Source organism: Myxococcus sp. AB056, from assembly GCF_006547365.1.
Taxonomy (GTDB): Bacteria; Myxococcota; Myxococcia; order Myxococcales; family Myxococcaceae; genus Myxococcus; species Myxococcus virescens.
Genome location: NZ_VHLB01000075.1, coordinates 13520 through 35254 on the forward strand (window position 1 = coordinate 13520; position 21735 = coordinate 35254).

The 21735-nt window shown below is 69.4% G+C and carries 17 protein-coding genes; 12 read left to right on the forward strand and 5 right to left on the reverse strand.

Annotated elements, in window-relative coordinates; translation table 11 throughout:
- Window positions 1-135: 135 nt before the first annotated feature.
- From FMP39_RS27190 to FMP39_RS27215, 6 genes are all read left to right on the forward strand, one after another.
- Complete coding sequence (locus FMP39_RS27190; protein ID WP_228558374.1) at window positions 136-714, forward strand: TIGR02265 family protein; 579 nt, start codon at window positions 136-138, stop codon at window positions 712-714.
- Between the two features lie 209 nt (window positions 715-923).
- Window positions 924-2093 carry a YcaO-like family protein gene (locus tag FMP39_RS27195; RefSeq protein WP_141593062.1) on the forward strand — a complete coding sequence of 390 codons (1170 nt, stop codon included), beginning with the start codon at window positions 924-926 and terminating at the stop codon, window positions 2091-2093.
- Window positions 2090-3253, forward strand: coding sequence for a TfuA-like protein (locus FMP39_RS27200; RefSeq protein ID WP_141593063.1), 1164 nt, complete (start codon window positions 2090-2092; stop codon window positions 3251-3253). The genes FMP39_RS27195 and FMP39_RS27200 overlap by 4 nt, the downstream gene beginning before the upstream one ends.
- Before the next feature lie 191 nt (window positions 3254-3444).
- Window positions 3445-5502: a serine/threonine-protein kinase gene (locus tag FMP39_RS27205; protein ID WP_228558375.1), complete on the forward strand. Its 2058-nt coding sequence runs from the start codon at window positions 3445-3447 to the stop codon at window positions 5500-5502.
- Between the two features lie 50 nt (window positions 5503-5552).
- Complete coding sequence (locus tag FMP39_RS27210; protein ID WP_141593065.1) at window positions 5553-6467, forward strand: DUF2381 family protein; 915 nt, start codon at window positions 5553-5555, stop codon at window positions 6465-6467.
- A gap of 50 nt (window positions 6468-6517) precedes the next feature.
- Window positions 6518-7300 carry a DNA methyltransferase gene (locus tag FMP39_RS27215; RefSeq protein ID WP_090489541.1) on the forward strand — a complete coding sequence of 261 codons (783 nt, stop codon included), beginning with the start codon at window positions 6518-6520 and terminating at the stop codon, window positions 7298-7300.
- Here FMP39_RS27215 and FMP39_RS27220 read toward each other — a convergent pair.
- A complete protein-coding gene (locus FMP39_RS27220) occupies window positions 7279-7917 on the reverse strand; it encodes a 2OG-Fe(II) oxygenase (protein WP_141593066.1) in 639 nt (212 codons plus the stop codon). The two genes, FMP39_RS27215 and FMP39_RS27220, sit on opposite strands and share 22 nt — an antisense overlap.
- An 80-nt stretch (window positions 7918-7997) precedes the next feature.
- Here FMP39_RS27220 and FMP39_RS27225 point away from each other — a divergent pair, with 80 nt between their 5' ends.
- The 3 genes from FMP39_RS27225 to FMP39_RS27235 all read left to right on the forward strand — a co-directional run bounded on the left by FMP39_RS27225 (window position 7998) and on the right by FMP39_RS27235 (window position 11832).
- On the forward strand, window positions 7998-9275 hold the full coding sequence (locus tag FMP39_RS27225; protein ID WP_141593067.1) for a dicarboxylate/amino acid:cation symporter: 1278 nt from the start codon (window positions 7998-8000) through the stop codon (window positions 9273-9275).
- Between the two features lie 73 nt (window positions 9276-9348).
- A complete protein-coding gene (locus FMP39_RS27230) occupies window positions 9349-9834 on the forward strand; it encodes a peptidylprolyl isomerase (RefSeq protein WP_141593068.1) in 486 nt (161 codons plus the stop codon).
- Between the two features lie 102 nt (window positions 9835-9936).
- Window positions 9937-11832: an OPT family oligopeptide transporter gene (locus FMP39_RS27235; protein WP_141593069.1), complete on the forward strand. Its 1896-nt coding sequence runs from the start codon at window positions 9937-9939 to the stop codon at window positions 11830-11832.
- Window positions 11833-11853: 21 nt separating this feature from the next.
- On the opposite strand, the gene FMP39_RS38595 is transcribed toward FMP39_RS27235, so the two are convergent.
- From FMP39_RS38595 to fusA, 3 genes are all read right to left on the reverse strand, one after another.
- Complete coding sequence (locus tag FMP39_RS38595) at window positions 11854-12723, reverse strand: flagellar motor protein MotB (RefSeq protein WP_305036081.1); 870 nt, start codon at window positions 12721-12723, stop codon at window positions 11854-11856.
- Between the two features lie 272 nt (window positions 12724-12995).
- A complete protein-coding gene (locus tag FMP39_RS27245) occupies window positions 12996-14924 on the reverse strand; it encodes an ABC-F family ATP-binding cassette domain-containing protein (RefSeq protein ID WP_141593070.1) in 1929 nt (642 codons plus the stop codon).
- Between the two features lie 85 nt (window positions 14925-15009).
- Window positions 15010-17124: an elongation factor G gene (gene fusA, locus FMP39_RS27250; RefSeq protein WP_141593071.1), complete on the reverse strand. Its 2115-nt coding sequence runs from the start codon at window positions 17122-17124 to the stop codon at window positions 15010-15012.
- 159 nt (window positions 17125-17283) lie between these two features.
- On the opposite strand from fusA, the gene FMP39_RS27255 reads away from it, so the two are divergent.
- Both FMP39_RS27255 and encD read left to right on the forward strand, forming a co-directional pair.
- On the forward strand, window positions 17284-17646 hold the full coding sequence (locus FMP39_RS27255; RefSeq protein WP_141593072.1) for a nuclear transport factor 2 family protein: 363 nt from the start codon (window positions 17284-17286) through the stop codon (window positions 17644-17646).
- Between the two features lie 40 nt (window positions 17647-17686).
- Window positions 17687-18016 carry an encapsulin nanocompartment cargo protein EncD gene (gene encD, locus FMP39_RS27260; protein ID WP_141593073.1) on the forward strand — a complete coding sequence of 110 codons (330 nt, stop codon included), beginning with the start codon at window positions 17687-17689 and terminating at the stop codon, window positions 18014-18016.
- Here the strand turns inward: encD and sthA are convergent.
- Window positions 18000-19403 carry a Si-specific NAD(P)(+) transhydrogenase gene (sthA, locus tag FMP39_RS27265; RefSeq protein WP_141593074.1) on the reverse strand — a complete coding sequence of 468 codons (1404 nt, stop codon included), beginning with the start codon at window positions 19401-19403 and terminating at the stop codon, window positions 18000-18002. The two genes, encD and sthA, sit on opposite strands and share 17 nt — an antisense overlap.
- 389 nt (window positions 19404-19792) lie before the next feature.
- Here sthA and FMP39_RS27270 point away from each other — a divergent pair, with 389 nt between their 5' ends.
- Window positions 19793-21733 carry a hypothetical protein gene (locus FMP39_RS27270; protein WP_141593075.1) on the forward strand — a complete coding sequence of 647 codons (1941 nt, stop codon included), beginning with the start codon at window positions 19793-19795 and terminating at the stop codon, window positions 21731-21733.
- The last annotated feature ends 2 nt before the right edge of the window (window positions 21734-21735 follow it).

Below are 21735 nucleotides of genomic sequence, written 5' to 3' on the forward strand. Positions count from 1 at the left end.
CGGCCGATTTCTGCCTGTGATTTCTGGTTGTCCGTGAATTACGAGATATTGATCCGGGAAACATGCCTTCCCGAGTTGATGGCGAGCAGGCCGCGCGGGGACAATGGGTGGGCGGTTGTTACCTGGGACGGGGGCATGTTGACCCAAGGAACTGGCTCACGCATCAAGGGCGGCGTGCTCATCTCGCGGCTCAACATGCTGCGTCAGCACGTTGGGCAGGTCGGGGTGGACGCGGTGCTGCGGCGGCTGCCCGCGGAGGACCAGGCGCTGCTGAGGCAGATGTTGCTTCCCGTCGGCTGGTATCCCCTGGAGCTGAACCTGCGGTTGGACGCGGCCATCGCGGGGGTGATGTCGCCCGAGGACAAGGACCGGGCCTTCCTGGAGATGGGGCGCGCTTCCGCTCATGAGGCGTTGCATGGCCCGCAGCACGTCTTCGTCAAGGCAGGCGAGCCGCACTTCCTGCTGAGCCAGGCGCCGAAAATCTACCGCTTCTATTACGCGGTGGGCTCACGCACCTATGAGCAGACTGGCCCGTGCTCCGCGGTGCTGCGGACGTTCGGCGCGGAGAACGTCACCGAGCCGGACTGTCTCACCATCATCGGCTGGCACGAGCGCGCCATCGAGCTGTGTGGCGGCCGCTCCGTACGCGTCACCCACCCCATGTGCCGCGCCCGGGGCGCACCGCACTGCGAGTACCACTGCTCGTGGGAGTGAGCGCCCGTCAGGGGGCCGGGGCCGGGTTTGCGCGCAGGTCGCGAAGCACGTCGTCCAGGTGCCGGTAGACGCGCACCACCACACGCCATGGTCGCGGTTGATGCCGCGGTCCGCATCGCCCAGCCACGCGAGCAACCCACCGTGAAGGACTTCGGTTTGCCATGGACGCGCCGGACAGGCGTTCGGCGTTCAGGCTAAGGTCCGCGCCCGTGCGGGCTCCCAGGGACGAGCTGTCTTCGCGGCGGTTTCAACAACGATTGGCCCAGGCCATGGGCGTGACACGGGTGGCGCGTGTCACCGGGTTGGACCGGACCGGCGTGGAGGTGGCGTGCGCGGTGCGGCCGGGCGGCCACGTTCTCCAGGTGTGCAACGGCAAGGGCCTCTCCTACGACGACGCGGCCTGGGGCGCGCTGCTGGAGACGGCGGAGTTGTGGGCGGCGGAGACGGTGGTTCCGGACGCCCTCGTGTGGGGCTCGCGAGCGGAGCTGGATGGCCACCTGGGCGTGCTGTGGGGCGCGGACGAATTGGGCTCGGCGGGGGCGCTGGTGGCGCCGCGCTTGTGGAGCCCGCACGTACGCTGTGCCTGGCTCGAGGCGCGGGAGCTGTACTCCGGTGAGCCGGTGTGGGTGCCCGCCCAGGGCCTGCACGTGCCTCCCGCCGGGAGCCCCGCGTTGGGCCCGGTGGCGGTGGCGTGGACGAGCAACGGCTCCGGCGCGCATCCGGACGCGGGGCGGGCCTTGCTGCACGCGCTGCTGGAGGCCACGGAGCGGGACCAGCTCGCGCGGATGATGCCGGAGGGGTGGACGGAAGAGGTCGTCCAGCGGCGGTTGCTGCGAACGCCTGAACTGCTCGAGCTCGCTCCCGCCGTGGAGGCCCTGGCTGGACCGCTGCGTGAGCGGGGTTTTGGTGTGTACCTCTTCGACGCCACGCCCGCCGCGCGCACGCCGGGCGCGGTGGGGCTGCCGGTGGGCGCGGCGGTGCTGGTGGACCTGGAGGAGGGGCCGGTGCCGCTCACCGCGGGTTATGCGTGCGCGTTGACGCGCGAGGCGGCGTTGCTGAAGGCCTTGCTGGAGGCGGCGCAGTCGCGGCTGACGGACATCCACGGCGCTCGCGAGGACGTGGCCGCCGCGGACCGGGAGGCGGCGCGAGGCTTCGCGGAGGTCTGCGCCCAGGTCCGTCCACGGCGGCGCGCCGCGGACATGCCGGACCTGGGGGCGAAGGCGAAGGGCGCCGCGGCGGGGCAGGTGCGTCAGGTGCTGGCGCAGCTCCAGCGAGCGGGCTTCACGCGGGCGGCGGCGGTGACGATGTCGTCACCGGTCGAGGGCCTTCACGTGCAGAAGGTGGTGGTGCCGGGCATGCGCATTTCGGAGCTCCTATGAAGCGGCGCGCGGACAAGCTCGTGGTGTTCCTGGGGCCCTCGCTTCCAGAGGCAGAAGCGAAGCGACTGGCGCCCTGCACGGTGCTGCCCCCCGCGCGCCAGGGTGACGTGTGGCGCGCGCTGCGGCTGCGGCCCCGGGCCATCGCCCTGGTGGATGGCGTCTTCGAGGCACAGCCCTCGGTGTGGCACCACGAGCTGCTGGCGGCGCTGGAGGCGGGCGTGGCCGTCTTCGGAGGCGGCAGCATGGGCGCCCTGCGCGCGGCGGAGCTGGCGCCGCATGGCGTGGTGGGCGTGGGGCGCATCTTCGAGTGGTACCGCGATGGCGTGGTGGTGGACGACTCGGAGGTGGCGCTGTTGCACGCGGACGGTGAGCACGGCTGGCGCCCGCTCACGGTGCCCCTGGTCAACGTCCGGCACGCGGCGGCATGCGCGGCCCAGGCCCGGGTGCTGACGCGCGATGCGGCCCGGGCGCTCGTCGACGCTGGCCAGTCCGTCTTCTACCAGGAGCGGTCGTGGGCGCGGGTGCTGGAGGCCGTGGCACCTCGCTGGTCCGCGTCCACCCGGGCCGCGTGGGACGCGTGGTTTCCGCACGGCGCGGAGGACCTGAAGCGGCAGGACGCGCTCGCGTGCCTCCGGACGGCGGCGGAGTGGGTGGCCTCGGGTGCGCCCGCGCCGCACGGCGCTCCGCGCGAGCCATCATCCCTGGTCCGGCGTCGGCGGCTGGTGGATGACGTGACGGCGACGCAGGCGGGGCCCGTGTCCTCGGGGCAGGTGCTGGACGTCCTTCGTGAGTCCCCGAACGCGCCGGCGCTGGCCGAGGCGGGGCTGCGGCGGGCGCTGCTCGCGGGCTGGGCGCGCACCCTGGGGCTGGGCGTCTCCGAGGCCGAGGTGGCTGAGGAAGAGGCCCGTTGGTGGCAGACCCAGCGCGTGCCCGCCTCTCGCCGGGAGGCTCACCTCGCGCGCCTGGGATTGGACGCGGTGGGGCTGCGGCGGCTGTGTGGGGAACTCGCGCTGGAGCGGCTGGTCCTGGCGCATTCGGCGCGCCTGCTGCCGGACGGCCCGTCCTGGGACGAAGCGCTGGCCGCTGAGGCCCGGCTGAGCGGGGCCTGGGCGGACGCCGCCGAGGCGGTGAACCCAACGGAGGGCGTTGGGTCCTCCTGAGCAGCGGACTTACCTTGCGGGTAAGTGAAAACGTGACATCCCCGGGGAAAAGGATAGGGTCAACCCTGGAGGTTGCCCTTGTCCAGCCCCGCTCCCTGGGTGGTTACCGAGTCTTTCGCGCGAATGGCGCCGCCACGGGCCGTGTGTCCCGCGCGTGACGTCACGGGTGGGGCGGGAGGAGGGCAGTGGCCGTGGCCGTGAGGTCGCCTCCCTTCCATCCGGATCAACTCGTCCCGGGCAGCGAGGTCGGTCCCTGGCGCGTGGTGGCATCGCTGGGCTCGGGGGGCTTCGGCCGGGTCTTCCAGGTGGAGCGGGCGGGCCGCCACTACTCGCTGAAGATGGCGCTTCGCCCGGCGGGACTCCACGCGGCGGAGGAAGAGGACATCAACGGTCGGCTGGCGCACGAGGTCGCGGCGCTGCTGGCCTGCGCTCCCCATCCGAACCTCCCGGCACTGCACGCCGTGGACCGCTGGCCCGAGCCTCCCGACGGCTACCTGTACTTCGTCACCGACTACATCGATGGCGAGACGTTCCATGAGTGGCGCTGGCGGGTGAAGCCCACGGCGGCGCACCTGCTGACCGTCTTCACGGAGCTGGTGCGCGTGGTGGCGGACCTGCACCGCCGGGGTGTGCACCACCGGGACATGAAGGGCGACAACGTCCTCATCCGCCGCGAGGACGAGCGCCCCATCCTCATCGACCTGGGCACGGTGCGGCTGCCCGGGGCCACGACGCTGACGGTGGGCGTGGCGCCCGCCGCGCCTCACCTGCTGCCGCCCGAATGCGTCGCCTTCCTGCGTGAGGGCACCTGGCAGCAGGGGGCCAACTTCGACGCGGGCGTTCCCGGGGACCTCTACGCGCTGGGCGCGTTGCTGTACGAGGCGCTCACGGATGGCTACGCGTTCGACCCGAAGCTTCCGTATGACCGCCTGTTGCCGGCCATCGAAACGGTGACGCCGCGCGCGCCCCACGTCGTCAACCCGAAGGTGCCGCGCGCCCTGGGCGACATCGCCCTGCGGCTGCTCGCGAAGCGCCCCGAGGACCGCTACGCCAACACGGAGGCCCTGCTTCAGGCCCTCTGGGACGTGGCCAAGGAGAAGCGGCAGCCCGCCTGGAAGGTGTCGTTGGACCGTCCGCCCGAGGGCGCCGACGCGGAGGCGCCGCGGGTGCGCATGGTGCCCGACGCCTCCACGTCCTCGCGGCCCGTCCGTTCTCGGGAGTCGTCCGAGGTCGCCGCGGTGCTGCCCCTCAATCCGGAGCTCCGGGATGCGCCCGCGGCGGATGCGAATGCGCCCGTCACTTCCTCCGAGCCACCCGGAGTGCCCGAGGTCGAGGCGCCCGCAGTGCCCGCACCGGCGGCGCCCGTGGCGGAGACGCCCGCGCCGCCAGCACCGCGTTCGAGGCGCCGAGCCGTCATGGGGTGGGGAGTGGCCGCCTTGCTGGGCGTGGGGTTGGTGGTGTTCGGGGTGAGCCGCCTCGCGATGCCCATCGCGGGAGCCCCGGTTCCTGCCCCGCCTGTTCCCATTGAGAAAGGAAGTCACGCAGTGACGAGTCGTTCTTCGAATCCCTCCGAGATGCCCCTCCTAGAGGCGGTGCCGTCCTCTCCGGACGCGGGCGCGGTCCACGACACGGACGCGCAGGACGAAGTGTCCGCGCAGGTGGCTTCCTCCGACGCGGAGGGGGAAGCAGCCCACGCGTCACCGTTGAAGAAGCGCCCGTCGCCAGGAAGCGCGCTGGGCAAGGCCGCCGCCGTGGCCTGCCTCTCGGCCGCGTGCGCCAGCGGGCCCCAGGTGCGGGACATGCCGCCTCGCATCCAGTGCCCGACGGAGGTGTTGGACTCCATGGCGAAGCTGGGCTTCCACCCGCCCAAGATGATTGGCAACGACTTGACGCTCTCCATGACGCCCCAGGTTTCCGTGCGTCCGGTGCCCGTGCCGCCAGACGGGGAGCCCATCACCCTCTATGCCATCGACGAGGTCCGGAGCGCTTGGAGCGGCCGCCTCCCAAAGGGGAGCCGCTTCTATGGGACGGTGTACCACGGGAAGACGGCCATCTACGGGTGGTTCACGGAGGTGGAGTACCCGGACGGCCGGCGCATCCCCATCTGCGCCAACATCGTGGACAGCGCCGCCCGGGAAGCCGTGGGGATGGAGTATGACCCTTCCAGCACTCCCGGCAGACCGATGATGTTTCCGGGCGTCAACCTGGCGATCTCCCAGGTTCTTGGAGAAATGGGGCACCGCAGGTAGCCCTCCACCTGTCATGGTGTGGAGGCGTCCTTGCTGGAGGTTGCTCGGCCTTGACTGGTTCGCCCACTTTCATCGTGCTCGCGTGGGGCTTGTTGTGGGCCACCCTGGCGGAGTCCGCGGCGGTGGAAGTGCCCGCGGGTGCCGCCGTGGTGCGGCGAATCGACGTGCAGGCGGGAGGTCTGGCCACGCCGCCGGAGGTCCGCATCAGCCCCGGTCTGTCCACGACCTTGTTCTTCGATGCGCGTATCCGTCCGGAGCAACTGGCGCTCGAAGGCCGTGAGCGGTTCCAGCGCTTCGGCGTGACGGAGGACCACCTCGTGCTGGTGCCCTCGCCCACGTTCCGGGAGGGGGAGCGGCTGCGGCTTGAGGTCCGGTTCCATGATGGCGCCGTGCCGGATCGGGCCGTGTTGGACCTCGTCGTGGATGCCACGCGGCCGGAGCGCCAGGTGGAGATCTACCGCCATGCCCGGTCCGCCGCGTCCTACCGGCAGGAGGTGGAGGAACTCCGTGCGGGGATGCTCCGGCTGGAGCGCCAGGTGCAGCAGCTCCAACGCTCCCGCACGGGAGGGCAGTACACGCGCGAGTCCCTGGTGGCGGACATCCGCGACGAGAGCACCGTCATGTTCAGGCGCTGGGCGCCCCGGAAGGTGACGGGTGACTTCGTCGTCCGCCGCGCGAGCCTCGTCCGCCTGTCCCCCGGGTGGGCCGCGCTGCGGCTTTCATTGTTTCCCTCGGAGGCGGGGAGGGGATGGATCGCGGCCGGCGCGGCGCTCACCGACGCCCAGGGCAACCGGATGCGGACGCTCCCTCCCTGGCAGGAAGGGCCCTTGGACGCCGCGGGCGGCTCGCCCATCATCATCGTCCTGGAGGAGCCGGAGGCCGCGGACGCCGGCCGGTACACGCTCGAGCTGTGGGACGAGGGCCGCAAGCGGACCTTGAAGTTGGAGGGTTTCCAGGCGCGGTGAGCGCGCCACTTGAGCCTCGCGCCCCGCCGTGTAGGGTGCCGCTCAGGCCGATGACCTCCATTCCCCCGCCCGAGTCCCTTCGCTGCATCAACGCCGATTCCCGCGAGCCGGCGGGCTACCGCGCGGCGTTGGGTGACACCCGCGCCGCGTTGCTCCACACGGACCCGCCGTATTGCCTGCTCACCCGGCGGCGCAAGGGCGGGGACCTGCGAGACACGCGCGCGCACAAGAAGATCGACCAGAACCCCATCGTTCGCTTCGAGACCGTGCGCGACTACCGCGCCTTCTCCGAGGCCTGGCTGTCGCGCGCCACCGCGCACCTGACGCCGGACGCGCCGCTCATCATCTGGACGAACCTGCTGGGCAAGGAGCCCATCCTCACCGCCGCGCGCGGGCTGGGGTACCCGCACCTGCGCGGCGAGTACGTCTGGGGCAAGCGCACCACCGACAAGAACGCCAACGAGCAGACGCTGCGCGTCTACGAAGTCGCGCTCGTGATTGCCCGCACGCCCGCGCCGCCGCTGGCGCCAGGAGATTTGCCCACGGTCTGGGCCGTGGTCGGCGGCTATGACGATGAAGGCGAAGCGAAGCGTTGGGGCGGCCACCCGCACCACAAGCCCTTCTCCGTCCTGGAGCCGCTGGTGCGCACGTACAGCCGCCCAGGGGACACGGTGCTGGACCCCTTCGCGGGCAGTGGCTCCATGCCGTCGGCGGCGCTGCGGCTGGGCCGGCGGCCCGCGTGCCTGGAAATCGAGCCGGAGTGGGCCGAGCGCGTCACCCACCGCCTGCGTGAGACGGCTCGCGAGGAAGCTCAGCGCGCCAGCGCCCGGTAGAGGCGCGTGTCCGCCCACGCGGGGATGTCGGTGGGACGGTGGCCCCACCAGTTCATCACCAGCGTGCGGCGCTGCCGGGACCTTCCGGGCAGCTTCCCGTCGGGAATCTGGTTGTCCGCGTCCAGCACGCCGTGGGTGAGCGTGCCGTCGAACACCACCAGCCGGTTGGGCCGGGGCGTCACCAGGTCGGCGGTGTCCAGCCGCGTGGGAGCCAGGGACGGATTGGCCGGGTCTGGCAGCTCGGGCGTCACCACCAGCGCGCCGCCGCGCACCCGGTTGAGGAACAGCACGGAGGAGATGCGCGGGTGCACCAATTCGCCGGTGCGCAGCGCCAGCTTCTCATCGCGGTCCTGGTGGAAGTCCACGCGCACGTCCGTCGGGTACATGCGCGACAGCCACCACTCCACGCCGGCCACGCGGCGTCTGCCGGCGATGTGCGGGCGCAGCGTGAGGATGATGTCCTCCACCACGTTGGCCGCGGGGCCGAAGTCGTACCAGAAGGTCGTCTGGTAGGTCTGACGCAGGCGCTCCGTGCCCACGGCGCCCAAGCGTCGCAGCAGGCGGCGGAAGAGCAGGGGGGGCACGGCGTTCTCTGTGAGTCGAACGAGGGTTTCCACGAGGAGGACAGCATGCCATCTTCGCCTACCGCCCGGTGGCGCGGACCATTCTCCTCCGGCGAGGAGGGCTCGGAGATTCGATGAAAGCGCACCAGAAGATGCTCGTCGGCATTGCCTCCGGCGCGGTGGCGGGCCTTGTCGCCAACCTCGTCGCGGGCGGGGCTCCCTGGCTGGCCTTCGTCGTGGACAACGTGGCCTCACCGGTGGGGCAGATCTTCATCCGCCTGCTGCTGATGCTCGTGGTGCCGCTGCTGTTCTCCGCCATCGTCGTGGCCGTGGCGGAGCTGGACCTCAAGCAGGTGGGGCGGCTGGGGGCTCGCACGCTGGGCTACACCGTCGTCCTGTCCTCCATCTCCGTCCTCATCGGGCTGGTGCTGGTCAACACGCTGGAGCCCGGCGCGGGCCTCAGTGACGAGGCCCGGGCGTTGGCCCAGGGCGGGATGACCATCCAGGCGGCCGCCGCGCCGGGAGCGTCCTCGTTCGGCGCGGTGCTCGTCTCCATGGTGCCCACCAACCCCCTCAAGGCCGCGGCGGATGGGGATTTCATCGGCCTCATCGTCTTCTCGCTCATCTTCGGCATGGGCGTGGCGCTCACGCCGAGCGAGCCCGTCCAGCGCCTGCGCGAGTCCATCCAGGGCCTCTATGACGTGATGATGAAGCTCATCGACGGTGTGCTGAGCCTGGCGCCTTTCGGTGTGGCCGCGCTGCTGTTCGCCATGACGGCGCGGCTGGGCTTCGGCATCTTCGTGCAGCTCGCCTCCTACATGGGCACGGTGTTGCTGGCGCTGGGCCTGCACATGTTCGTCGTCTACTCGCTGTCGGTGCGCTTCCTGGGCGGGCGCAGCCCCATCGAGTTCTTCCGCAGCAGCCGGCTGGCCATCGTCACCGCCTTCTCCACGTCGTCGTCCAGCGCCACGCTGCCCACCGCGCTCAAGGTGGCGGAGGAGAACCTCAAGCTGCCGCGCAGCGTGTCGCGCTTCGTGCTCACCGCCGGCTCGGCCATGAACCAGAACGGCACCGCGCTCTTCGAAGGCGTCACGGTGCTCTTCCTCGCCCAGGTCTACGGCGTGCCGCTCAGCCTGTCCGACCAGGCGCTCATCATGTTCATCTGCATCCTGGCGGGCATCGGCACCGCGGGCGTGCCGGCGGGCTCCATTCCCGTCATCGCGATGATTCTGGGCATGTTCAAGATTCCGGTGGAGGGCCTGGGGCTCATCCTGGGCGTGGACCGCTTCCTGGACATGTGCCGCACCACGCTCAACGTCACCGGCGACCTGGCCGCCGCCGTCTACGTGGCGCGCGGAGAGACGGCCGACAGCCCGGCCGAAGAGGGAGCCGTGGACCCCTCTGCTTCCTGACGCCGGGCATTTCCCGCCGCACCTTCCCCACAGCAAACGCAGTCCCACCGCAGTCATCGGCAAGGAGCCCCGCATGAGGGTCGCCAAGGATTCCGTCGTCTCGCTCGAATACCGGCTGCACCTGGGAGACGGCCAGGTCATCGACCAGAGCGCGCCCGACCAGCCGCTCTCCTACCTGCACGGGCACCGGCAGATCGTCCCGGGGCTCGAAGGGGCCCTGGAGGGCATGAGCTTCGGCGAGAGCAAGCAGGTGGTGGTGGCGCCCGGCCAGGGCTACGGCGAGCACGACCCGGCGGGCGTGCGCACCGTGCCTCGCAGCATGCTTCCGCCCGGCTTCTCGCCGCAGGCCGGCCAGTCGCTGATGGCGCAGACGGACCAGGGCGACATCCCGCTGCGCATCCAGGAAGTGCGCGATGACGGCGTCGTGGTGGACCTCAACCACCCGCTGGCCGGCAAGACGCTGCACTTCGACGTCACCGTGAAGGGCGTGCGTGCCGCCACGCAGGAAGAGCTCTCCCACGGCCACGTCCACGGGCCGGGCGGGCATGACCACGGCTGACGCAGCCTCCTGACGCGGCGCGGCCAGCCTCCCGGGTTGGCCCGCCCCGTCAAAAGCGGTGCTCGCCGGGGGGCGTGGGGGTGAACTATCTTCGCCGCCCCCATGAGCCAGTCCCCCTCTCAGACGCCCAGTCCCAGCGGCCTCCGCATCCAACCGTCCGACTCGCCGGGTGACGCGGGCGCCTCCGCGGCCCAGGATCCGGAACGTTACTGGCTGGAGCACGTCTACCAGGGTGGGGTGCGTCAGCTCACGGTGCGCGCCGTCATCGCCGGCATGGTGATTGGCGCGGTGATGTGCCTGTCCAACCTGTACGTCATCCTCAAGACGGGCTGGAGCCTGGGCGTCACCATCACCGCCTGCATCCTGGCCTTCGCGGTGTTCGGCACGCTGCGCTCGATTCGGGTGCTGAAGGCGGAGTTCACCGACCTGGAGAACAACGCCATGGGCTCGGTGGCGTCGGCCGCCGGCTACATGACGGGCGGTGGCAACATGGCCGCGGTGCCCGCGCTGCTGATGCTGACGGGCACGCTGCCGTCCTCGGGCTGGCTGATGGTGTGGTTCGCCGTCATCTCCGCGCTGGGCGTCTTCGCGGCCATCCCCATCAAGCGTCAGCTCATCAACGTGGAGGCGCTGCCGTTCCCCACGGGCACGGCCACCGCGGAGACCATCCGCGCGCTGCACGGCCATGGCGAGGTGGCCCGCCGCAAGTCGCGGCTCCTGGGCATCGCGGGCGGCATCGGCGCGCTCGTGGTGGCGCTGCGGGACGCGCGCTTCACGTGGCTGACCAACATCCCGGAGAAGGTGAGCCTGCCCTTCACGATGCTGGGCAAGAAGGCGTCGGCGTGGTCGCTGTCCTTCGAGTTCAGCCTGCTGCTGGTGGGCGCGGGCGCGCTGGTGAGCTTCCGCACGGGCTGGTCCATGTTGCTGGGCGCCGTGCTCACCTACGGCTTCCTCGCGCCGGCCATGGTGAGCCAGGGCGCCATCGGCGAGGTGACCTACCGCTCCATCAACAGTTGGATGGTGTGGACGGGCTCGGCGGTGCTGGTGTCCTCGGGCCTGCTCTCCTTCGCCTTCCAGTGGCGCAGCGTGGCGCGCTCCTTCAAGTCGCTGTCCGGCTTGTTCAAGGGGAAGAACGCGAAGGAGGAGGAGGCCGACCCGCTGGCCGGCATCGAGTGCCCGCCCGCGTGGTTCCCCCTGGGCTTCGCGATTCTCGGCCCGGTGGCCGTGTTCCTCATGGCCTACCTGTTCCAGATTCCGTGGTGGGCGGGCGTGCTGGCCATGCCGCTGGCCGTCGTCATGGGCGTCATCGCCAGCCGGGTGACGGGTGAGACGGACACCACGCCCACCAAGGCGCTGGGCCCCGTCACGCAGCTCATCTTCGGCGGCCTGGCGCCGGGCAACATCCCCGCCAACGTCATGAGCGCCAACGCGACGGGCGGCGTGGGGCTCCATTCCGCGGACCTGCTGACGGACCTCAAGTCCGGGTGGCTGCTGGGCGCCAATCCGCGCCAGCAGTTCGTCGCGCAGCTCTTCGGCGTGGTGGCCGGCGCGGCCGTGGTGGTGCCCGTGTTCAAGATTCTGGTGCCAGACGCCAGCATGCTGGGCACGGAGGAGTTCCCCGCGCCCGCCTCCATGGTGTGGGCCGGTGTGTCGAAGCTGCTCGCCACGGGCGTGGCCGCGCTGCCGGGCTCGGCGCGCATGGGCGCGCTGTGCGGCGCGGCGCTGGGCATCTTCCTGGTGCTGCTGGAGCGCTGGGCCCCGGCGAAGGCCAAGGCCTACGTGCCGTCCCCCGCGGGCTTCGGGCTGGCCATCGTGATTCCGGGCTCCAGCTCCATCGCCTTCTTCCTGGGCTCGGCCATCGCCGCGCTGCTGCGCCGCACGAAGCCGAAGCTGGCGGAGGACATGGTGCTGCCGGTGTCCTCCGGCTTCATCGCCGGGGAGAGCCTGCTGGGCATCGGCATCGCGATGGCGAAGGCCTTCGGCGTGATGCCCAAGTAGGCCGCCGCGGGGCGGGGCGCCTCAGTCCACCCGGAAGGTGGAGAACGAGGCGCCCGCCACGAAGCGGAAGGTGGGCGTGTCCATGCCGGCGCCCACGCCCGGCCCGCCCAGGACGTAGAGGTCCAGCCAGGACAGCGCGTGCTTGCGGATGGCCACCAGCAACTCGCCGCCCGGACGGCCCCCTTGCAGCGGCAGCCCCGCCACCACGCTCACCTCGCCGCGCGTGCTCTCCCCGGCCCGCGACGTCACCGTGGCGCCCAGCCGCAGCTCGCTGCCGATGACGTCCTGGGAGAAGCCGGACACGCTGGCGAGCTCGTGCTTCTTGCGCACCAGCACGCCGGCCTCGCCGCCCACCTGCCACGTCTCCGCCAGGAAGCCGACCTGCAGGCGGGGGTGCACCGCGTAGTCGTCCCGGGCCAGCAGCGCCGTGCTGCCCACCGGGAGCGCGGCCGACAGGTCCGCCGCCAGCTGGAAGCCAAAGTCCTGACGCTTCAGCGCCGCGCGCAGGCCCAGCCACGGCGTCCCCATTCCCGAGCCTTCCGGGGCGTTGAAGTCCCGGAAGCGCGTGCCCCCCTGGCTGACGATGAAGGGCACCTCCGCGGCGACCTGGAGCCACGGCAGCACGCCGTAGGCGGCCGTCAGGTCCATGGTGAAGCGGTCCTCCACCAGGCCACGGCCGCTGCCCGGCTCCCAGCGACGTTGGAAGGTGAAGGGGAGCTGCTCGTAGTGCCCCTGGACCGACATCCGCAGCGCGCCCTGGGGCAGCGTGCGGCCCGTGCCCACCATCAGCGAGCCCAGCGCCGCCGGGTCCAATTCCAGGCGCTGGAGGTTGAAGGAGGGGAGCGACCGGCCCTGGGCCCGCGCTTCAGCGGGGCCAACGAACAGGGCCAATGAAGACAACACAGAGACAAGCGCAAGCGCAGGCCGGGACGGCAAGACGCGCCTCCAATGAAACACGACGTGAATGCGACGGCCCGAAGTCCCGAACGAGTCGCACGACACGCCAGTCCCGTGCAAGGGCGGCACTCCTACCCTTGCGGCCAGCAAGTATTGGGGTTCCAAACAACTTGCCGGCTTGACGGGCAAGCCGTCCGGATTCTTCCCGTGTTTCCGTGAAGTCTCATTCCCAGACATGGCTGGGAATGGACAGACGCGCGCGGCGCCTACGCGCTGGCGGCGGCCAGGTCCTGCAGCTCCTGCCAGCGCGTGTACAGCCGGTCCACCTCGGCGACGGCGGCGTCCAGCTCTTTCTGCACCTCCGCCACCTTGGGGCCGTTGCTGTACACGGTGGGGTCGGCGAGCTGGGCCTCCAGGCCGGCCTTGCGCGACTCGGCGGCCTCGATGGTGGCTTCCATGCCGTCCAGCTCGCGCTGGTCCTTGTAGGAGAGCTTCCCGGGCTTGCGCGCGGCCTTGGCGGGCGCGGGCGCGGGCTCCTCCTGCTTGGGGCCCGGCTTCGGGGGGGCGGGGGCCGCGGCCTTCGCGTCCGCCTGCTCCTTCAGCCGCCGGTACATGGCGTAGTTGCCCTCGTAGCGGGTGACGCGGCCTTCGCCTTCGAAGGTGAGGATGCTGGTGGCCACCTTGTCCAGGAAGTACCGGTCGTGCGTGACGAGCAGGGTGCTGCCCCCGAAGTCCAGGAGCAGCCGCTCCAGGATGTTGAGGGTGACGATGTCCAGGTCGTTGGTGGGCTCGTCCAGCACCAGCACGTTGGCGCCCTCCAGGAACAGGCGCGCCAGCAGCAGCCGGTTGCGCTCACCGCCCGACAGCGCCTTCACCTTCATGCGCTGCATGGGCACGGGGAAGAGCAGGTCGTCCAGGTAGTCGCGCAGGGCAATCTTCTGGTCGCCCAGCTCCACCCAGTCCTCGCCCTGCGAGGCCGCTTCGTACACGGTGGCCTCCAGGTCGAGCTGCGCCCGGCTCTGGTCGTAGTACGCCACCTTCGTGTTCTTCCCGATGACGAGCTTGCCGCCGTCGGGCTCCACCTCGCCCAACAGCACGCGCAGGAAGGTCGTCTTGCCCACGCCGTTGGGGCCCACCAGGCCCACGCGCTCGCCGCGCTGGAGGCGGAAGTTCACACCGTCCAGCACCTTGCGGTCGCCGAAGGCCTTGTTCACGCCCTCGGCCTCGATGACGGTGTGGCCCAGCCGGGGCGCCGCCGCCACGCGCAGCTCCGCCACCTTGGGGCGCTCGAAGCCCTTCTCCGCCATCAGCTTCTGCGCGCGCTCGATGCGGGCCTTGCTCTTGGTGCGGCGGGCCTCCGGGCCCTTGCGCAGCCAGGCCACTTCCTGGGCAATCCAGCGCTCGCGCTTGTGCTGCGCCAGCGCGGCGTTCTCCTGCGCCACCAGCTTCTGCTCCACGTAGGCCTGGTAGTTGCCGGGGTAGGACGTGACGCCCGCGCCGGGCTGGATTTCGACGATGCGGTCCACCAGCCCGTCCAGGAAGTACCGGTCGTGCGTGACGAGCAGCAGCGCCCCGGGCAGCTTGTCCAGCTCCTCCTCCAGCCAGTCCACCGTGTCCGCGTCCAGGTGGTTGGTGGGCTCGTCCAACAACAGCAGGTCCGGCCGCGTCAGCAGGGCCCGGGCGATGGCCACGCGCTTGCGCAGGCCGCCGGACAGCTGCGCCACGGGGCGGTCCCAGTCCTTCACGCCCAGCCTGTCCAGCAGCGTCTTCGCGTGGTGTTCGGTGTCCCAGCCGCCCATCTGCTCGATGCGGTCGCTGAGCGCGGAGAACTGCGTCATCAGCTTCTCCTGCTCTTCCGCCGGGGCGGACTCCATCCGCTTCGCCAGCTCCGCGTGGGCGGCCAGCGCCTCCTTCAGCGGCCCCTGGGACACGGACAGCTCGGAGGCCACCGTGGCGCCTTCGGGGAACTCCGGCTCCTGGGGCAGGTAGGTGACGCGGGCGCCGCGGCGCAGCTGGAGCTCGCCCGTGTCGGCGCGGGCGGCCCCGGCCAATATCTTCATCAGCGACGACTTGCCGGAGCCGTTGACGCCCACCAGGCCCACCCGTTCCCCCTCCTCGATGGTGAAGGTGAGGTCCTGGAAGACGGTGCGGCTTCCGAAGCTGAGCTGGACGTTGGCGGCGCGGAGCAGCGTCACGGTATCGGACTCCTGAAAAGGCGAAAGGCGCCCCTCGTTGAAGAGGGACGCCTTCCTTACCGCCAGAGTGCGGCGGATGCGCGGACTACTTGCGCGCGGCCTGCTCGGCGGCCAGCTTCTCCTTGTACGCCGCCATCAGGGCCTCGGACTCGTTGCGGGGCACCGGCGTGTAGCGGGAGAACTCCATCGTGTACTCGCCCTTGCCCTGGGTGGCGGAGCGCAGGTCCGTGGAGTAGCCGAACATGGTGTTCAGCGGCACCTCGGCCACCGCCGTGACGTAGCCCTCGGCCGTCTCGGTGGAGAGGATGGTGCCACGGCGCTGGTTCAGCTGACCCACGACGGAGCCCTGGAAGTCCTCGGGGGCCTGGACCTCCACCTTCATCATCGGCTCGAGGATGATGGGCTTGGCGGCGGCATATCCCTCACGGAAGCCCATGATGGCGGCCGTCTTGAACGCCATTTCGGACGAGTCCACCGCGTGGAAGGCGCCGTCGTTGATGACCACGCGCACACCCACCACGGGGAAGCCGATGAGGCTGCCCTTCTTCACGGCCTCGATGAAGCCCTTGTCGCAGGCCGGGATGAACTCGCGGGGGATGGAGCCGCCCACGATGTCGTCCACGAACTCGTACTGCTGCACCGCGTCCGAGGGCAGCGGCTCGATGTAACCGCACACGCGGGCGAACTGGCCGGAGCCACCCGTCTGCTTCTTGTGCGTGTACGCGAACTCGCCCTTCTGGCTGATGGTCTCCCGGTACGCCACCTGCGGCTTGCCGGCCTGGACCTCGCAGTTGTACTCGCGCTTCATGCGCTCGATGTAGATCTCCAGGTGGAGCTCACCCATGCCGCGGATGATGGTCTGCCCGGACTCCTCGTCGCGGTGCACGCGGAAGGTGGGGTCCTCCTTGGTGAAGCGGTTGAGCGCCTTGGAGAAGTTGGCCAGCGCGGAGCGGTCCTTGGGGGCCACGGCGAGCGAAATCACGGCGTCCGGGACGTGCATGGACGTCATCGTGTAGTTCACCGCGCCATCGGTGAACGTGTCGCCGGACGCGCACTCGATGCCGAACAGCGCAACGATGTCACCCGCGGTGGCCTCGTTGATGTCGTTCATCTGGCTGGAGTGCATGCGGACGATGCGCGGAACCTTGACCTTCTTCTGGTTCGACTGGTTGATGATGAAGTCGCCCTTCGTCACCCGGCCCTGGTAGACGCGCATGTACGTCAGCTGCCCGTAGCGGCCGTCCTCGAGCTTGAACGCGAGGCCAACGAAGGGCTTCTCCGGGTCAGAGTCGAGGATGACCTTCGCCTCGTTGTTCTTCTGGTCCAGCGCCTCGTTCGTCGCCTCTTTGGGGTTGGGCAGGAACGCGCAGACGGCGTTCAGGAGCAGCTGCACGCCCTTGTTCTTGTACGCGGAGCCGCACATGACCGGCGTCATCTTCAGGCCGATGGTGGCCCGGCGGACGGCGGCGATCAGCGCCTCGTTGGAGATGGGCTGGTCGGCGAGGAACAGCTCGCCGAGCTGGTCGTCGACCTCGGCCACGCCTTCAATCATCTGCTGGCGGCGCGTCTTGGCCTCCTCGAGCAGCTCCGCCGGGATTTCCTCTTCCCGGATGTTCTCGCCGCTCTCACCATCGAAGTAGTACGCCTTCATTTCGATGAGGTTGATGAGACCCTTGAGGCGGTCCTCGGCGCCGATGGGCATCTGCATCTGCACCGGGTGGTGGTTCAGCTTCTCCTTCAGCTGGGCGGCCACGCGGTCATAGTTCGCGCCGGAGCGGTCCATCTTGTTGACGAACGCGATGCGCGGGACGCGGTAGCGCTTCATCTGGCGGTCCACGGTGATGGACTGAGACTGCACGCCAGCGACCGAGCAGAGGACCAGGATGGCGCCGTCGAGCACGCGGAGCGAGCGCTCCACCTCGATGGTGAAGTCGACGTGTCCCGGGGTGTCGATGAGGTTGATGTTGTACTCGCCCCACATCGCGAACGTGGCGGCGGACTGGATCGTGATGCCCTTCTCACGCTCCAGGTCCATGTTGTCCATGATCGCGCCCACGCCGTCCTTGCCGCGGACCTCGTGGATCTCGTGAATCCGACCCGTGTAGAACAGGATGCGCTCAGAGAGCGTCGTCTTGCCCGAGTCGATGTGAGCGGAGATACCGATATTTCGAATCTTCTCGATGGGTGCGTTGGCGGCCACGATCCGGTCCTTCTTCTCTTGAAAGTGCCTGACGGAACAGAGCAGGCGGGGCCTCTACTTCCCACAGGACGTAGTTTCCAGCCAAATCCGCATGGAAATTGACCCACCTGGGCCTACCTCCACCCACTCAATGCCGTTTTCAGTTGGGGTTTCTTAACGATGAGCGCGACAAAAAACTTCTCCCTCGCCCGAGCCTGGCTGGACGCTTTCAACGCCTATGACGTGGACGCGCTGGTGGCGCTTTATGCCGAGGACGCCACCCATACGTCCCCCAAAATCCGGGTGCTGCACCCGGAGACAGGCGGGCGGCTGGTGGGGCGGCAGGCCCTGTCCGCATGGTGGAAGGCAGCCAACGCCCGGCTGCCGGGGCTGCGGTATGAGCTGGTCGCCCTCACCGCGGACGAGGAGCGGGTGTTCATGGAGTACCTGCGCCATGCGCCGGGGGAGGCCCCCATGCCGGTGGCGGAGGTCTTTGAGGTGCGCGACGGCCGGATTGTCGCCTCGCGGGTGTACCACGGCTGAAGTCCCCCACCTTCCGTGAAGTGGGTTAGCGTGGCCGTCAATGGCGAAGAACTCGAACCCCAGCGCCTTCGACAGGGACTTCGGTTACCTGATGCCGTTCCTGGACCGCGTGGCGGCGGCCGCCTCTGACCTGGAGGATGCGTCCGCGCGCGCGGAGCTCACCCGGCTGATGGTGGAGGAGAAGGCGCGCTGGCAGCGCATCCAGGAGCTGCTCGGAGGGGCGGCGGGCCGCGGCGCCGCGGCGCCCACGCCGGCCCGGGAAGCGCCCGCCGAGGCACCCCGGCTGGCGCGGGGCTCGGCGGACGAGCTGCACGAAGCGGCCCCTTTCGCCACGGGCCTCACGGTGGGCAGCCTCAGGGGCAGCCGCTGAGCTGGTCCAACGCGTCGAAGGTGGCCGCCTTGTAGGCCTCCGACAGCGTCGGGTAGTTGAAGCACGTCTCCACGAAGAGCCGGGCAGTGGAGCCGGTGAGCAGGGCGGTGAGGCCCACGTGCACCAGCTCGGAGGCCTGGGGCCCCATGACGTGCACGCCCAGCAGCTTGAGGCTCTCCCGGTGGAAGAGCAGCTTCAGCAGGCCGTGCGTGTCTCCCAGAATCTGTCCGCGCGGGTTGGTGGCGAAGGCGGCGCGGCCGGCCACGTAGGGCACGTTCAGCTTGCGCAGGGCCTCCTCCGTCTCGCCGGCCATCGACACTTCGGGGATGGTGTAGATGCCGTAGGGCAGCACCGGGGCCATGGTGCGCACGCCGCCCAGGTCGAACGCGTGCTCCACGGCGATGCGCGCCTGGTCCATGGACGTGGAGGCCAGCGCCGGGAAGCCGATGACGTCCCCCACGGCATAGATGTGGGGCAGGGCCGTCTGGTAGGTGGGGCCCACCTCCACCTGGCCGCGCGGGCCCACTTTCACGCCCAGGGCCTCCAGCCCCAGGCCCGCCGTGTTGGCGGTGCGGCCGGAGGCGACCAGGACCTGGTCCGTCTCCAGCACGGCGCCGGAGGAGAGCCGCATCCGGATGGGGGTGTCCTCGTCCTGTGGCGCGTCCACCTGCTCCACCACCTGCCCGAAGCGCAGTTGGATGCCGAGCGCCTCCATGCGCTGGCCCAGCAGCGCGGAGAACTCGTCGTCCAGGAAGGGCAGCAGCTCCTCGCGCGTCTCCACCAGCGTCACCGGGATGCCCATGGCGGCGAACATGCAGGCGTACTCACAGCCGATGACGCCGGCGCCCACCACCACCAGCGAGCGCGGCAGCCTTTCGAGCTCCAGCACCTCGTCCGAGTCGTGGATGCGCGGGTCCTCGAAGGGGTACAGCGGCGGCCGGTACGGCGACGAGCCGGTGGCCACCAGGATGGTGGCGCCGGTGAGGCGCCGCTCCGGTAAGTCCTGGCGCCGCACGACGACGGTGTTCGCGTCCACGAGCGCGCCGGTGCCCTGGATGATTTCCACCTTGTGGCGCTGGAGGTTGCGGGCAATGCGCTCGCGCTCGATGTCCTTCACCCGCCGTTCGCGGAAGAGGAAGTCGGACACCGTGGCCTCGTGCTGCAGCGTCGTCTCCACGCTGTACAGCCCACGCGCCCGGAAGCCGGACAGGTGCAGCGCCGTCTCGCGCAGCGTCTTGGAGGGAAGGGTGCCTGTGTTCGCCGCGGTCCCCCCCAGCACGGGCTCCCGCTCCACCACCGCCACGCGTTTGCCCGCCAGCGCCGCTTGTACCGCGCCCCACTCACCCGCCGGGCCGGAGCCAATCACCACCAGGTCGAAGTCCGCCATGGGCGCGAAGGTACGCGACCCCGCCGGTCGTTTGAAGGCAATCCCCCGTGCCGCCGGGGCGGATGCCGCGCCGCCGTTCCGTGCCGTGTTGCGTCCGGCGCGACGCAGCCCACGTTCCTGAAGGACGCAGCCTGAAACATGTCACGCGTGTGTCCGCACGGGATTCCTGCGGGATGTGCTGCGGCACGTCCCTGGCCCTGATGTTGCTAGGCCCCTCCGTGATTCGCCAGGCCGCTTCGGCGGACCTGGCCCCGGTCGTCGTCGCTCTCACGGCTCGGAGTCACGTTTTGAATCATGGCGACTGAGACGCCACGTCGGACGTGGGCGCGACGATGCGGGCTTTGCCAGGCGGCAGTCTCCTGACTGCCGCCTCATTCTTGGAAGGAACGATGGGAGACGCGCTCTTTGGTTACGACATGGTCCTGCAGGTCACCCAGAATGAAATCAACTCGCAGTTCTCCAGGTTGATGCAACAGGGGTACATCCGCTCCCTGCTGAAGACGAACGGGCTGGCCACCGCTGGCGGTGCCTTTGGCGGCGGCGCGATGACCTTGACCTCCTACCTGAGAGGCTACATCGCGGCGCCCAGCGTGGCGCAGCCGATGGTCATCCTGGCCTCTGGTGACAACCCCCAGCAGTGCCTGTTTCAGTTCGCCCTGCAAAGCCAGCCGCTCACGCAGACGGTCATGGAGCAACTCGGTTTCACCCAGGCCCAGGTGGACGCCGCGTTCGCTTCCCCTCAGCCAGGCCCCGATAACTCGCAGTACGGGCTGCTGGTGAATCATGAGGACATCGCATTCGGGAGCAACGGCGAGGCCCAGACGCTGCCGAATCAGACAGTCTATTACTGGCTGAAGCGGCCGTCGGTCACGGTGGGCACCACCACGACCTATTCGAACTACCTGGTGCCGGGGTTGTTCTACATGTCGGGAGGCCTCTACCCCACCCTGGTGGACCTGTCTGGCCTGCCGCTGCGCTTCACGGTGAACCTGGATTCCATCCCCACCACGCCGCAAGGCATCGCCGAACTGGTCGACAAAGGAATCATGCCGCCGCAGGTGTTGGACACCATCAACGGCAGCGGCTTCAACAGCGCGTATTTCTCCTTGAAGCAGTTGTTCCTGAACTTCGACACCACCGACTTCACGCAGTGGAGCACGACCGCGCCGCCTACCAGCACCGCGGTGACGGGGGCGTCGATCGACACCGCCAGCAACACGTTCTCCGTCTCCACCACCACCCTGGCGCAACTGGTAGGGGACCCGGGTTTCCTCACCGAGGTGAGTGTCGCGCTGCAATACGCCTTCGGCGTGGGGGCGACCTACGACGGCAACCCCTCATCCACGCCGTACATCATCGGCGTCACGGTGACCTCCTCCAACCCGGCGCAGACGGACCCCGACAGCACCCCCCTCCTGGTGCCTACCTCGGTCGGCTTCTCCAGCCTCCGCAACACCGCCGACAGCGGACTGTCCGTCCTGAACTACCAGGTGATGGGCGGCGGCAACGCCAATCCCATCCAGCCGGCGCCCAGCGTGGGCACGAACTTCGTCACCTCCAATGACTATTCGGGCGAGCTGCTGTTTTCCGAGGACGTGTTCTTCAGGCCGGAGATCTTCAACCCCCTGGTGCAGGCGCTCACCTCGGTACATGCCCCTCCTGCCTCGTGGAAGCAGAACGGGATGACCTTCACCTATCAGACCTCCTATGAGTGGCTGGTCCGCAGCACGCCGCCACCGGACAACCGGGTGAAGACGGGCACCTATATGAAGGTGACGCAGAAGGAGAGCCCGAACTACACCATCGCGGTCAGCGGCAACACGGTCAACGTCTCGGGCTCGCTGTCCATCACCCAGAAGCTCGCGGCCACGCTAGAGGTACTCAGCATCGAAATCCCCCTTGTTTGGAGCGTGACCTGCCAGACCTCGTTCTCGCAGGCGCTGACGCTGGCGGTGGGCGGAAATGGCTATGACCTGGTGGTGAATCACTCTCAGGCCACTTTCAGCAAGCCGGTGAACGGCCCGCTCGAATCGAATAACTGGGAGGCGGGTCTGAGCTCCTTCGTGGTCCAGACCGCGTGGGCCATCATCGACCAGTTGTTTCCCACGTCCAAGTTGATTCAAGAGCTGAACCCGGCGCGGTACACGGTGGATGTGGTGCATGCGCAGATCAACAACACCTTCAACAAGCTCAACTCCCAGTTGAACAAGGGGCTGACGGGCGGCGCCACCGGCAACTTCATCTCACCCACGGGGGCCGTGTTTCTCCTGAACGCACCGCGCTTCAACGATGCATTGGCACTGCAAATGGACGTCACGTACGGCGTTTGACG